The organism is Gryllotalpicola protaetiae, assembly GCF_003627055.1.
In the GTDB taxonomy this organism is placed as follows: domain Bacteria; phylum Actinomycetota; class Actinomycetes; order Actinomycetales; family Microbacteriaceae; genus Gryllotalpicola; species Gryllotalpicola protaetiae.
On the sequence record NZ_CP032624.1, the window covers coordinates 1,800,894 to 1,814,203 of the forward strand.

The 13,310-nt window shown below is 70.6% G+C and carries 12 protein-coding genes and 1 riboswitch; of the genes, 6 read left to right on the forward strand and 6 right to left on the reverse strand.

The window, feature by feature from the left end:
- The first annotated feature begins 9 nt into the window (after positions 1-9).
- From D7I44_RS08890 to D7I44_RS08900, 3 genes are all read left to right on the forward strand, one after another.
- Positions 10-1,095, forward strand: a complete 1,086-nt coding sequence (locus D7I44_RS08890) for a Gfo/Idh/MocA family oxidoreductase (RefSeq protein WP_120789171.1) — start codon at positions 10-12, stop codon at positions 1,093-1,095.
- 167 nt (positions 1,096-1,262) lie between these two features.
- The gene (locus D7I44_RS08895) at positions 1,263-2,306 is read left to right on the forward strand and encodes a LacI family DNA-binding transcriptional regulator (protein ID WP_120789172.1); all 1,044 of its coding nucleotides are present in this window, start codon (positions 1,263-1,265) and stop codon (positions 2,304-2,306) included.
- Positions 2,306-3,496, forward strand: coding sequence for a mandelate racemase/muconate lactonizing enzyme family protein (locus D7I44_RS08900; RefSeq protein ID WP_120789173.1), 1,191 nt, complete (start codon positions 2,306-2,308; stop codon positions 3,494-3,496). Before D7I44_RS08895 ends, D7I44_RS08900 begins: the two co-directional genes overlap by 1 nt.
- 7 nt (positions 3,497-3,503) lie before the next feature.
- Here the strand turns inward: D7I44_RS08900 and D7I44_RS08905 are convergent, their stop codons facing one another.
- On the reverse strand, positions 3,504-5,252 hold the full coding sequence (locus tag D7I44_RS08905; RefSeq protein ID WP_120789174.1) for an MFS transporter: 1,749 nt from the start codon (positions 5,250-5,252) through the stop codon (positions 3,504-3,506).
- A gap of 49 nt (positions 5,253-5,301) precedes the next feature.
- Between D7I44_RS08905 and D7I44_RS08910 the strand changes: the two genes are divergently transcribed.
- From D7I44_RS08910 to D7I44_RS08920, 3 genes are all read left to right on the forward strand, one after another.
- Complete coding sequence (locus D7I44_RS08910) at positions 5,302-6,570, forward strand: aspartate aminotransferase type Ic (protein ID WP_245980171.1); 1,269 nt, start codon at positions 5,302-5,304, stop codon at positions 6,568-6,570.
- 113 nt (positions 6,571-6,683) lie between these two features.
- A complete protein-coding gene (locus D7I44_RS08915) occupies positions 6,684-7,529 on the forward strand; it encodes an ABC transporter ATP-binding protein (RefSeq protein WP_120789176.1) in 846 nt (281 codons plus the stop codon).
- Positions 7,530-8,927, forward strand: coding sequence for an MFS transporter (locus tag D7I44_RS08920; protein ID WP_120789177.1), 1,398 nt, complete (start codon positions 7,530-7,532; stop codon positions 8,925-8,927). It begins immediately after the preceding gene.
- A 26-nt stretch (positions 8,928-8,953) separates the two neighbouring features.
- On the opposite strand, the gene crcB is transcribed toward D7I44_RS08920, so the two are convergent.
- The 5 genes from crcB to D7I44_RS08945 all read right to left on the reverse strand — a co-directional run bounded on the left by crcB (position 8,954) and on the right by D7I44_RS08945 (position 13,236).
- Positions 8,954-9,322: a fluoride efflux transporter CrcB gene (gene crcB / locus D7I44_RS08925; RefSeq protein WP_425459332.1), complete on the reverse strand. Its 369-nt coding sequence runs from the start codon at positions 9,320-9,322 to the stop codon at positions 8,954-8,956.
- Complete coding sequence (locus D7I44_RS08930; protein WP_120789179.1) at positions 9,322-9,891, reverse strand: fluoride efflux transporter FluC; 570 nt, start codon at positions 9,889-9,891, stop codon at positions 9,322-9,324. Before D7I44_RS08930 ends, crcB begins: the two co-directional genes overlap by 1 nt.
- Complete coding sequence (locus D7I44_RS08935) at positions 9,884-10,465, reverse strand: universal stress protein (protein WP_162940163.1); 582 nt, start codon at positions 10,463-10,465, stop codon at positions 9,884-9,886. Before D7I44_RS08935 ends, D7I44_RS08930 begins: the two co-directional genes overlap by 8 nt.
- Before the next feature lie 26 nt (positions 10,466-10,491).
- Positions 10,492-10,566: riboswitch (Fluoride riboswitch) on the reverse strand.
- Between the two features lie 43 nt (positions 10,567-10,609).
- Entirely contained in the window at positions 10,610-11,314 is a 705-nt protein-coding gene (locus D7I44_RS08940) for an HAD hydrolase-like protein (RefSeq protein WP_120789181.1), read from the reverse strand.
- 77 nt (positions 11,315-11,391) lie between these two features.
- A complete protein-coding gene (locus tag D7I44_RS08945; protein ID WP_162940164.1) occupies positions 11,392-13,236 on the reverse strand; it encodes a cell wall-binding repeat-containing protein in 1,845 nt (614 codons plus the stop codon).
- Positions 13,237-13,310: the final 74 nt, after the last annotated feature.

The window sequence follows — 13,310 nt, forward strand, 5'->3', positions numbered from 1 at the left end:
AGGAGCGACATGTCCCAAGCTGTGCTGCGCGTGGCCCTGATCGGCTACGGTCTCGCCGGAGAGACCTTCCACGGTCCCCTGCTGGAGGCGACGAGCGGCTACGAGGTGGCCGTCGTCGTGACCGGCGACCCTGGGCGCGCCGCGAAGGCGGCCAGGAACCACCCGGCGGCGCGGATCGTCGCGACGGTGGACGAGCTGTGGCAGGCATCCGCTGACCTCGATCTCGTCGTCGTCGCATCGCCCAACGCGCACCATGCCGATCAGGCGATCGCGGCGCTGCGGCACGGCCTCGCGGTCGTGATCGACAAGCCGATCGCGGGCACGGTCGAGGACGCGGAGCGGCTGCTCGCCGTGCGCGACGAGACCGGCGGCTTCCTCTCGATCTTCCAGAATCGGCGCTGGGACTCCGACTTCTTGACCGTGAAGGACCTCGTCGCAAGCGAACGGCTCGGGACGATCCGCCGCTTCGAGTCGCGCTTCGAGCTGTGGCAGCCCGCCGTCACGCAGGCATGGCGGGACGACGCGGATGCCGCGGCCGGCGGCGGCGTGCTGATCGACCTCGGCGCCCATCTGATCGACCAGGCTGTGCAGCTCTTCGGGCCGGTCGCCTCGCTCTATGCGGATCAGTTCCACGGACGCGCTGGCACACAGGTCGACGACGACAGCTTCGTCGCGCTGCATCACGAGTCCGGCGTCGTCTCGCACCTGTGGACCTCGAAGCTCGCCGCGGACCTCGGGCCACGGTTCCGCATCCTCGGCTCGCGCGGCGCGTACTCCAAGCGGGGGCTCGACCCTCAGGAAGATCAGGCGCAGCACGGGCTGGGACCGGCGTCTGCCTCATGGGGCGTCGACGTTCCCGAAAACTGGGGGCGCCTGAGCGACGGCGAGACGGAGGTCGTGATCCCCTCGCGGCCCGGCGCCTACCAGGGCTTCTACATCGAGCTGAGGGATGCCATCCGCTCGGACGGGAGGCCGCCGGTCGCGCCCGAGGACTCCCTTTACACGCTGCGGCTGCTGGCCGCCGCACGAGTGTCGGCCACCGAAGGCCGGGCGGTCTCGGTCGACGGACTCGGCAGGGTTGCGGACGCGGAGTGACGCAGGTGATCGAGCCTTTGACGGGCGCGGCGCGCCCTCCGATAATTCCGGAAACGCTGTCATCAGTTTCGGGGCAGTTTCGATATGATGCGGCTGGGAAACCGGTTGCGGGAGGTCGCACCGGCCACGACTGTGGACTCAGCAGTGCACGGGAGAGGACGTCAGACGTGCCAGACGCATCGGCTCCGCGCCAGGTGACCGTGGCCGACATCGCGGAAGAGGCCGGCGTCTCGATCGCCACCGTCTCCAAGGTCCTCAACGACCGCGTCGACGTGTCCCCGGTGACGCGGGAGCGCGTGAAGGCCCTCATCATCGAGCGCGGCTACGTCAAGAACGTGCGCAGCCACCCTCACAAGAACACCCGCGAAGAGCACGTCGGCCTGATCGACATCGTCTTCAACGACGCGGCGTCACCGTGGGCGGCCGAGGTGATCCGCGGCGTCGAGGCCACGGCGCGTGCGGGGCAGGCCTCTGCGGTCATCTCCGTCGACGACGGCGGGCCTTCCGCGCCGGGGGCGCGCTGGGTCGACGCGATCGCCGCGCGCGGCTCGATCGGCGCCATCGTCGGCGCCCCGCTCTCGGAGGCGGACCAGCAGCGCCTCACCCGGCTCGGCGTGCCGGCGATCATGGTCGACCCGATGGGCGACTTCAACTCCGCCGTGCCGTCGTTCGGCCCGGACAACTGGAGCGGAGGCCTCAGCGCGACCAACCATCTCATCGAGCTCGGGCACCGCCGCATCGCGACCATCACGGGCCCGATGCGCTTCCTGTGCAGCCAGGCGCGGCTCGCGGGCTATGGCGCAGCCCTTGAGCGCGCCGGGCTCGCCAGCGATCCGGCGCTCGTCGAGCAGGGCGACTTCCACCGGCAGACGGCCGTCGAGGCGGCCATGAAGCTGCTCCAGCTCGACGACCGTCCCACCGCGATCTTCGCGGCGAACGACGAGCAAGCGCTCGGCGTCTACGAGGCGGCGCAGCGGCTCGGCCTCTCGGTGCCCGGCGATGTCAGCGTCGTCGGGTTCGACGACGTGCCGATGTCGCAGTGGGCGCTGCCCGGCCTCACGACGGTGCGTGCCCCCATCCAGTCCCTCGCCGAGCTGGCGACCACCGCGATCCTGAACGCGCACAGCGGCACGGCGCCGCTGCCGGTCGGGCGCATGGAGCTTCCCACCACGCTGGTCGTCCGCGGCAGTACCGCGGCCCCTGCCGCCTGATGCGCATCACCGACCTCCGGGCCGCCCTGTTGGGCAACAGCCCGGTGATCCGTGTTGTGACGGATGCCGGCATCGACGGCCTCGGCCAGATCGAGTCGTCCAAGCCGTTCATGGTCTCGAACGTCGGCCTGTACCGCGAGCTGCTGATCGGCGAAGACCCGACCGACATCGAGCGCTGCATGCTCAAGATTCGCCGTCTCGGTGCGTTCAAGCCGTGGGGAAGCTTGGTTTCCGCGATCGAGGTCGCGCTGCACGACCTGACCGGCAAAGCCTTCGGCGTGCCGGTCTACAAATTACTGGGCGGGAAGGTCCGCGACCGCGTGCGCGTGTACAACGGCGGCGTGCGCCCCGTGCTCGCCGGCCACCGGCCCGAGGACTACGCGGACGCGATGCGGCAGATGATCGCGGCTCCCGAGGGCTTCACGATCATCAAGGAGGGCGTCGGGCTGCACGGCTTCATGAGCCAGAACACGCCGGACTTCCTCTACACCGAGCTGCGCGACGGCCCGCGGCATCCGAATCGCGGTCCGCTCACCGAGCGCGGGCTCGCGCACGTGCTCGACACGGTCGCCGCGATGAAAGAGGTGACCGGTGACCGCGTGGGCCTCGCGCTCGACATGGGCCCCGGCTGGACCATCTCGGACGCCATCCGCATCACGCGCGCCCTGGAGCCCTTCGGCGTGCTCTGGGCAGAGGACCTGCTGACCGGCGACTACGTGCCGTGGGTCGACGCCGACCAGTACCGCGAGGTGACGCGCGCCACCTCGACGCCGATCCACACCGGCGAGCAGATCTACCTGACCCGCAACTATCGCGAGCTCATCGAGCGGCAGGCGGTGCGGGTCATCGGCCCGGATCCGCTCGACGTCGGCGGCATCGCCGAGCTCAAGCGCCTGGCCGAGCTCGCCGAGCTGCACGGCGTGCAGCTCGCCCCGCACGGGGTCCTCGACGGGCTCATCGGCCTCGCCGCGCTGATCCAGGTGAGCGCCGCCCTGCCCGACAACTTCATCGCCTTCGAGTACCCGGTCGCCGAGCACGACTGGTGGTACGAGATCCTCACGGGCCTTCCCAGGCCCATCGTCGTCGACGGGTTCATCGCCGTGGGCGACGCGCCGGGCCTCGGCGTCGAGTTCGACGTCGCGGCGGCGCGCGCGCACCTGCGACCGGAAGACGCGGGATTCTTCGACTGAAGCGTGTTCAGCGCTGCTCGCCCGGAGCTCGCCGCTCCGGCGGGTCGTCGAGCTTGTCGGTGCTCTCCGGCGCGAGCTCCTCGTCGTCGTCGTCCTGGTCGTCCGGCTCGGTCATGTCCTCATCGCTCATGACCTGCGGGTACCCGGCACTCGCGCCGCCCACCGGCTGAGCGAAGAAGTGCTCTTCGACGGGCGGTTCGCCGGCGAAGGCGAGGGCGTCGCCGAAGCGGTCGCGGTCGTACACGGTCCAGCGGCTGCCGAGCTGCGCCTGGTACTCGCTCCACGACCGCACGGTGAACTCCTCGCGGAACTCGTCGGCGTGCTCGCCGCTGCGGTACAGCCGCCACGAACTCGCACCGACACGGCGCTGCGTCTGCTCGACGAATCCCATCGCGCCGGCGAAGCCGGCCGCCTGCGCGGGCGGCACCTGATAGCTGCGCGTCACGAGCACCGGCCCGTCGGTCGGCTCCGGCTCGAACACGAGCATCGGCGCCGGCAGGCAGAAGTCGACGATGTTGCGGTCGAGCGTGCCCGTCTCGGGCTTGAGGGGCAGCACGAGAACGGATGCCGCGCACAGCGCCAGCAGCGCGGCGGCGATCACCAATGTGGCGGCCGTTCCGATCGATGCGGACACCGCGCCCCAGAGGAACGAGCCGATCGCCTGGCTCCCCATGAAGACGAGCAGGTAGACGGCGAGCCCACGAGCGCGCACCCACGCCGGCAGGGTGAGCTGCATGTCGGCGTTGAGGGTCGTGAGCGTGCCGATCCACGCGATGCCGGAGAACAGCAGCAGAGGCAGCACCACAGGCAACGGCCAGAGCACGGTCGCGAGCGTGCCGAGCCCGAAGACCACCGCAGAGCCTGCGAGGGTGACGCTCGAATGAAGGCGGCGGCGGATCACCGGCATCAGCACGACGCCGATCAGCGAGCCGACGCCGAGCACCGCGAGCAGCAGCCCGTAGCCGCCGGCGCTCAAACGCAGCGGGTCGCGCGCGGCATCCGGCAGCAGCGCCCAGAGTGCGCTCGCAGGGAACGCGAACAGGGCTGAGCGCAGCAGGATGCGGCGCACGACCGGCCCGTTGGCGACGTATCTGAGGCCGGTCGTCAGCGACCACCACAGGCGCTCGCGGCCGGTCGAAGCATCCGACCGCTCGCGTCGCCATGCGACCAGCGCGACCAGCACGAGAACAAAAGACACAGCGTTGAGCAGGAAGACCAGCGATGGGCCGGTCGCCGCGACGATGACGCCCGCGATCGCCGGCCCGATCGCGCGGGCCGCGTTGACCGTCACGCTGCCGAGCGCGCTCGCCGACGCGAGCTCTGAGCGCGGCACCAGCTCGGGCTGGATCGCCTGCCACGCGGGACCTGTGAGCGCGCTCGCGCAGCCGAGCAGAAAGGTGAGCGTGAGCAGTCCCCACGGCGTCAGCCCGCCCGCGTAGCTGATCGCGGTGAGAATCCCGGCGAGCACCGTCGCCGCGCCGTTGCTCACGAGCAGCAGCACGCGCCGATCGAACTGGTCGGCGAACACCCCGGCGAGCAGGCTCAGCAGCAGGGTGGGAAGCAGGCTCGCGGTCTGCACCCACGCGACCAGCGCCGACGAGTGCGACTGCTCGACGAGGAACCACTGGGCGCCGACGGTCTGCATCCAGACACCGATGTTGCTGCCGAGCTGCGCGAGCCACAGCCAGCGGAACATCGGGTGCGCGAGCGGCGCCCACGCCGAGCCGCCGGGAGGTCGCGCGGGGACCGTCGTCATGGCCACAGTCTGCTGTGGCCGTTCAGGCCAGACAAGTACGATCGAGGGCGTGAGCACCACCGCGACCGGCACACTGACCGACCACCGCGCCGAGTTCCAGTCGGCGTACGACGAGCTGAAGGCGCGCGGGCTGAAGCTCGACCTCACGCGCGGCAAGCCGGCGGCCGACCAGCTGGCGCTGTCCGACGCGCTGCTCGCACTTCCCGGCGATGGTGAATACACGGATGCCGCGGGCACCGACCTGCGCAACTACGGCGGCCCGAACGGGCTGCCCGAGCTGCGCGCGATCTTCTCAGAGCTGCTGCAGGTCCCGGTGCCGCAGCTGCTCGCGCTCGGCAACTCGTCGCTCACGCTGATGCACGACGTGCTGACCTTCGCGATGCTGCACGGAGTGCCCGGGTCGGAGCGACCGTGGGGGCGTGAGGAGACCGTGTCGTTCCTCTGCCCGGTTCCCGGCTACGACCGCCACTTCGCGATCACCGAGGCACTGGGCGTGCGCTTGATCCCGGTGCCGCTGAACGAGGACGGGCCCGACATCGCCGCGGTCAAGGCGGCGATCGCCGTCGACGCGACGATCAAGGGCATCTGGTGCGTGCCGGTGTACTCGAACCCGACCGGCGACGTGTACTCGGAAGAGGTCGCCCGCGAGCTGGTGTCTCTTGACGCAGCCGACGACTTCCGCATCATGTGGGACAACGCCTACGCGGTGCACCACCTCACCGACTGGCGGCCGGAGCCGATCGACATCCTCTCTCTTGCCGCCGAGGCGGGGAACCCGGACCGGGTGTTCGTGTTCGCCTCGACCTCGAAGGTGACGTACGCCGGTGCGGGCGTCGGATTCCTCGGCTCGTCGCCCGACAACATCGCGTGGTTCTCGCACTGGGCCGCGTTCCAGTCGATCGGGCCCGACAAGCTCAACCAGCTGCGCCACGTGCGGCTGCTGAAGTCCGCAGAGGGTGTCGCCGCCCACATGGAGAAGCACCGCGCGCTGATCGGCCCGAAGTTCGCCGCCGTGCAGGAGGTGTTCGAGCGTCGCCTCGCGCCGTTCGGCGTCGGCTCGTGGGGCGACCCCAAGGGCGGCTACTTCGTGACGCTGACGGTCTCGCCAGGCGTCGCGAAGCGCGCGATCGCGCTCGCCGCAGCGGCGGGCGTCGCGATCACGCCGGCCGGCTCGACGCACCCGTACCTCGACGACCCCGACGACGCGGTGATCCGCATCGCGCCGACCTTCCCGACCATGGAGGACCTCACGGCGGGCCTCGAGGCGTTCTGCACGGCGCTGCTGCTCGCCGAGAGCGAGCACGCCTCCGAGCGTTGAGGAGCCGCGTAGCGGCGTCTCGAAGCGCGGGCGTTGCGGATCGTTTCGAGACGCGTCGCTGCGCGCCGCTCCTCAACGATCGGGCACTCGAAACGACTCGGTAGCGTAGGGGTGTGAGCATCCCCGTCCTGTCCGTCGTCGGCGTCGACTTCGTGAGGGACGGCCGGGCGATCCTCGACCACATCGATCTCGAGGTCGAGCGCGGGCAGCACTGGGCGCTCATCGGAGCGAACGGTGCGGGCAAATCGACGCTGCTGTCGTTGCTCGGCGCGGTGCAGCATCCGACCCGCGGCACCGTCGAGGTTCTCGGCAAGCGGCTCGGGCGCGTCGATCTGCGCGAGCTGCGTACCCTGATCGGCCACGTGAACCCGCGGCATTCGCTGATGAACCCGCTGACCGCGCGCCAGGTCGTGCTCACCGGGGGCACGGGCGGCACCGAGCTGCCGATGCGCTGGTCGCCGAGCGCGGCAGAGCTCGCACGCGCCGACTACCTGCTCGAGCTGCTCGGCATGGGCGCGCTGACCGAGGCGCGCTGGCCGAACCTCTCGCAGGGCGAGCGCGGCCGCACCCTCATCGCCCGCGCGCTGCAGTCCGACCCGCATGTGCTGCTGCTCGACGAGCCCTCGACCGGTCTCGACATCGCGGCGCGCGAGCAGCTGCTCGACCGGATCGACCAGTTGCGCGAGCAGCACCCCGATCTGGCATCCGTTCTCGTCACACACCATCTCGAAGAGCTGCCGGCTTCCACGACGCACGCGATGCTCCTGCGCGACGGCAAGGTCGTCGCGCAGGGCGCCGCCGACGAGGTGCTGACCACCGCGCTCGTCTCGGAGACGCTGGACTATCCCGTCACGATCACGCGCACCGAGGGCCGCTGGGCCGTCAGGACACGCCGCGACCCCGCGCGCGAGCGTCGCGATGACGCGCTCGCCGGCGAGCAGAGCGTCGCGCAGGCATAGATGGCCCCGAGCGCGAGCTTCAACCGCGGCCTGGCGCTGCTCGTCGCCGTCACGGCGTTCATGGAGTTCCTCGACGGCACGGTGATCCAGACCGCGGCGCCCGCGATCGCGCGCGAGTTCGGCGTGCGCGCGACCGACATCAACGTCGCGATGACGGCCTATCTGCTCGCGCTCGCGGTCTGCATTCCCGCAACGGGATGGCTCGCCGACCGCTTCGGCACCCGCCGGGTCTATCTCACGGCGATCGTGGTGTTCGGGGTGGCATCCGTGCTCTGCGCGTTCTCGCCCGACCTGTTCTGGCTCTGCGTCTTCCGTGTGCTGCAGGGTGTCGGCGGCGCGATGATGGTGCCCGTCGGGCGGCTCGCGGTGCTGCGCTCGATCGAGCCGCGCGACCTGCTCGACGCGATGGCCTATCTCACCTGGCCGGCGCTGCTGGCGCCCGTGATCGCGCCGGCCGTCGGCGGTGTGCTCGCGGACACGGTCGGCTGGCGCTGGATCTTCCTGATCAACGTGCCCATCGGCATCGCCACGCTGATCGCCGCGATCGTGCTCGTGCCGCGGCGCGACGAACTGCGGCCCGTGCCGCTCGACTGGTCGGGGCTGGTGTTCATCGCCATCGCGCTCGGCGCGCTGGTGATGGCGGGCGAGCTCGTGGGCGAGGCGACGACGAATTGGCCGGCTGTGGTGAGCGCGCTGGCCGTGAGCGCGGCGAGCGGATGCCTGTTCTGGTGGCGCCTGCGTCGCTCGGCCCACCCCGTGCTCGACCTCTCGGCCCTGCGCATCAACACATTCCGCGCGGGGAATGCAGGGGGCGGCGTCTACCGCCTCATGATCGGCGCCGTGCCGTTCCTCGTCACGCTTCTCTTCCAGTCGGGCTTCGGCTGGTCGGCAGCTCAGGCCGGACTCATCGTGATCGCGCTGTTCGTCGGCAACATCGGCATCAAGCCTGCCACGACGCCGCTCATCAAGCGGTTCGGCTTCCGCACCGTGATCGTGTGGTCGAACGTGATCGGGGCAGGCATCCTGCTGCTTCTCGCCCTGGTGGACTCGACCACGCCGATCGCCGTGACCGTCGTGCTGCTCGTGCTGAGCGGCGCCTTCCGGTCGATCGGATTCAGCGGGTACAACACGATCCAGTTCGTCGACGTGCCGCCTGCGCTCACGAACGGCGCGAACACGCTCGCCTCGACCATGCAGCAGGTCGCTGCGGGCCTCGGCATCGCGGTGGCCGCGCTGCTCGTGCGCCTCGGCGGTTCGCTCGCGGAATCCGTCACCCATGACGGCGACTGGCTCGGCTACCGCTGGGCGTTCGTCGGCGCCGCCGCGCTGCTGCTGATCCCGCTCTTCGAAGCCCTGTCGCTGCCTCGCCAGGCGGGAATCCACGCGACGGCCGACTAGCTCCCTTCGCCGGGCCCACCGTTGGGCTAGAACAGGGTGCCGAGGAAGACGCCGAGCACCGCCGCGCCGAGACCGAGCAGCAGCATCGCGATGCCGTTCACCCCAGCCGCGACCCAGCGGCGCTGCTGCAGCAGGCGCACGGTCTCGATCATCGCGGTCGAGAAGGTCGTGTAGCCGCCGAGGAACCCGGTGCCGAGCACGACCCGGAAGTCTGTGGGCTCGGCGCCGACCAGCACGAGCCCCGTGACGAACCCGAGCAGCAGCGAGCCCGACACGTTGATGACGAAGGTGCCCGCTGGCACGAGCGAGGCGACGCGCGAGCGGATCACCCCGTCGAGAACGAAGCGCGACACCGCGCCGACGCCGCCCGCGACGGCGACGAGGAGGGCGACGATCACCTGAGGCCTCCCTCGGAGTCGTCATCGAGCTGTTCGGCATCGGGGTCGACCCACGATCCAGCGGGTTCGGGTGCGCTGCTGCGCGCGGGCTGCGCGAGGTGCAGGGTTCGGGTCGAGGTGATGGTGGAGTGCTCTGAGCCGGGGATCACCGTGGGCACCCGGAACACGTTCGCTGCGACCCAGACGCCGGCAGCCGCGGCCCCGACACCGAGCACCAGCGAGGCGACGGCGTAGCCGCCGCCCATGACGTACTGCCCGTTCTCGGTCAGCAGCACGGTCTCGACGCTCAGCGAGCTGTAGGTGGTGAAGCCGCCGAGGAAGCCGGGCCCGCACAGCAGGCGGACGCGCTGTCGCCAGCCGACGTCGTTGCCGCCGCGCAGCAGCCCCTCGAGCAGCACACCCAAGGTGAACGCGCCGACGAGGTTGACGAGGAAGGTCGGCAGCGGGAATCCGTTCAGGCTCGGAATGACGAGGCCGAGCAGGTAGCGCGAGACCGTTCCCACGGCACCGCCCACGAACACGAGCAGGACGGGCAGCGGGCGCAGGTGCAGGGGCGAGTCAGGCATGACCCTCCCCGAAGAGCACGTCGGCCGGGTCGGGAACGTCGGTCTCGGCATCCACCTTCTCGTCGCGAGCGGCAGCCGGAAGCGGCGTGCGGTCGTGCAGCGGCACCACGAGCACGGGCACGGGCTGGCGGCGGGCGAGCCGCGACGCGACCGGCCCCGCGAGCAGCAGCGAGAGCGAGGCACGCACCCCGGGCTGGCGGGTGCCGACCACGATCAGACGCGCGTCGCGATCGACGGCGAAGCGCGCGATCGCTGTCACGGGGTCGCCGGCGAGGGTGTGGTGGGTGACGGTCACGTTCGCGCTGACCGCGCGCTCGACGATGCGCGCCGAGATGGTCGCGAGCGCCGGCGCGAGCCGCTCGGCCGGCCGCTCGTTGTGCCCGGCCGCGGCGACCGGCGCGGTCACCACGGTGCCGTCCGGCGTCTCGCCGATCGGCACCCGCGACTCGTCGACGTAGACGCAGGCGAGCGGCACACGCAGATCGCGGGCGATCGACACAGCCTCATCGAGCACCCGGTCGGGGGTGCCGGCCGAGACGCCGACCACCACCGGACCAGAGCGAGCATTGCGCATGACCACACCTGCCCTATCGTTCGAAACCCAAGGCAGGAACCATCAGCCAGGCAGGCGCTTCGAGTCGTCGGACTCCGGCGGGATCCATCGCCGACCTTGATATTACCGAGCTTGCCGCCGCGGCGGAACCGCTGAGCCGCGGACCTACGCCGCGAGCGCCTGCCCGAGCAGCAGCGAGCGCAGCTGGTCGACGGAGTGCACGACGGCCATGGCGCCCTTCGCCTCGGCAGGCGAGCCGTAGCCCCACTCGACCATGATCGTCGGCACGTCGTTGGCGCTCGCGCCCTCGACGTCGTAGAAGCGGTCGCCGACCATGACCGGGCGGGAGGTGTCGACGCCGAGCTTCTCGAGCTCGGCGAGCGTGTAGGCGATCACCTCGGCCTTCTCGGCACGGGTCTCGTCGTCGCTCGCGCCGCCGACGAACGTGAGGTACTCGGTGAGGCCGAAGTGATCGAGGATGCGCCGCGCGCGGCCGGTCGGCTTGCTGGTCGCGGTCGCCGTCGGCACTCCGTCGGCCTGCAGCGACTGCAGCAGCCCCAGGATGCCGGGGAAGACGGCGTTGTCGACGAGGTCGGATTCCTCGGCGAAGCCGCGGTACACGGCGAGCGCGTGGTCGGCCTCGGCTGCGGTGAAGTCCTCACGTGCCCGCAGGGTGGTGACGAGCGGCGGCCCCACATAGGCCATCAGCTCGTCCTCGGAGTGGACCGGTCGGCCGATGGCCTCGAACATGCGCTCGAGCGAGCGCGTGATGCCCGGCGCGGAATCCGTCAGCGTTCCGTCGAGGTCGAAGAGCACGCAGCTCCAGCTGCGGACGACCTCTGAGCCCGTGGGCGATTCGTGGAGTGACATAGCCCGACAAGTGTAGACGCGCCGGTCTACGCGCCCGGTAAAGGAAAGTTCAGCTTTGCAACAGGCTCAACGCGGGGTCAGCCGGCGACGTAGCTCTGCAGCTGCGCCTGCACCTGCGGCGAGATCGAGTTCGCGCCGCCGAGCACGATGATCTTCTGCGGTCGCAGCGCCGTGAGCGCGTCCGCGGTCGCGCCGGGCACAGCGGTGGGGGTCGCCATCAACACCGGCGAGCCCGAGAGCGCTGCGAGCGGCGCGCCGACGAGGGCGTCGGGGAAGTTCAAGCCGGAGGCCACATAGGCGATCGGGACGCCGGGCCTGAACTCGGTGGTGACGATCTGCTCGCCGGTGCCGAAGCGGTCGTCGCCGGCAAGCCGGGTCACCGCGCCGGTCGTCAGAGCGCTCAGCTGTTCGTAGACGTCCTCGCTGATGGCGGCAGAGCCGCCGACCACCGTGATCGAGCGCGGCTGAAGCTGAGTCAGGACGTCGCGCACCGACTGCGGGATGAGATCCGGCGTGACGAGCAGCAGCGGCCCTGCCGTGCTCGGGGCGGCAGCGGCGGCCGACGCGGACAGAGCGTCGGGGAAGGTCATGCCCGAGGCGATGTACACGGTGCCCACGCCAGGGGCGAAGCTCGCCTGCGCGACGGCGGCGCTCGTGTCGAAGCGGTCGGCGCCCGACTCCCGCACGACGCTGCTGCTGTTCCCCGACTGCGTGTACTGCGTGAGGCTGCTCTTGAGGGTGTCGCTGATCGATGCGGTTCCGCCGATCACGACGATCTTCGCGGGCTTGAGCGCTGTGAGCCGATCGGCGACCATCGCCGTGATCTGGTCCGTGTCGGCGAGGAGGACCGGGGCGCCGTCCTTCCCCGCCGCGGCGCCCGCTGAGAGGGCGTCGGGGAAGTTCTCGCCGTTGGCGAGGTACACGGTTCCCCCGGGCGAGAAGGTCTCGGACGCCTCGACGCTCGACGCGAAGCGGTCGGGGCCCGCGATGCGGTCGTAGCGCGCGGTGGCCACGAGATCGCTGAGCGCGGTGCTGTTGAACACGTCGACGTCGCCGCCCGTGGGGTTGTCGGTGAGGGCGTCGCTGTACTGCCAGAACGTCCAGCTGGCCCAGCCTGGGAACGGTGCCGGGCTCGTCACGCCGCTGACCCAGTTCGCGATCCACAGCTTCGCGGTGCCGACGAACGCCGTGGTGTTCCCAGTGCACTCGCTCCACCAGCCGGCGTTCGAGTAGATGAGCGGCTGGCGCCCAGTGAGGCCGGTGAGGGTCGAGATGTAGGAGGAGATCCACGACACCATGCCGCTCTGGCTCAGGTTCGAGCAGTCCGGCTTGCCGGCAGCCGGCTGCTCGAGATCGACGACGGGAGGCAGGGTTCCCGCGGCGCCGGCCGCCAGCGAGGCGCCGTTCGTGTAGAACGCTTGCGCCTCCGTCGGCCCGCTGTCGAGGTCTGGGCGTGCGAAGTCGTAGACCCCACGGATCAATCCCGCGGCCCCGGCGTCGACCCACTGCTGGGTGAAGTAGTCGTTGTAGACCCCAGTGGCCTCGTTCGCCTTGATGAACACGAACTTGTAGCCCTTGGCGGCGAGGCCCGTGAAGTCCGGGTTCGCGCCCTGGTATCCGCTCACGTCGAAGCCCTTGATGAGACTGCCGGACGGACTCGCCGAGGCTGCGGGAGTCGCCGCGAGCGAGCGAAGCCGGGGGCCGCTCACCGGTGCCGCCGGCGCGGCCGCCGTCAACAGGGAGGACCCCATGGCGTGGTCGTCGCAGGCGTCCTGCACGGCGCGCGACGGTGTGGACCCGGTCGACGCGCAGTCGATCGAAGCCGCGCGCGCAGTGGCGGGCGATCCGACGGCTGCGGCGGTCGCGAGCGCGGCGGCGAACGCCATGACTAGCGCCAGGCGGCTGAGATGGGGTGAGCGCACGACGTTCCTTCTGTTGCGTCCGCCACCAGGCATGGCGATTTCTAGACGCTATGCCAAAAAACTGTCGATTCGCT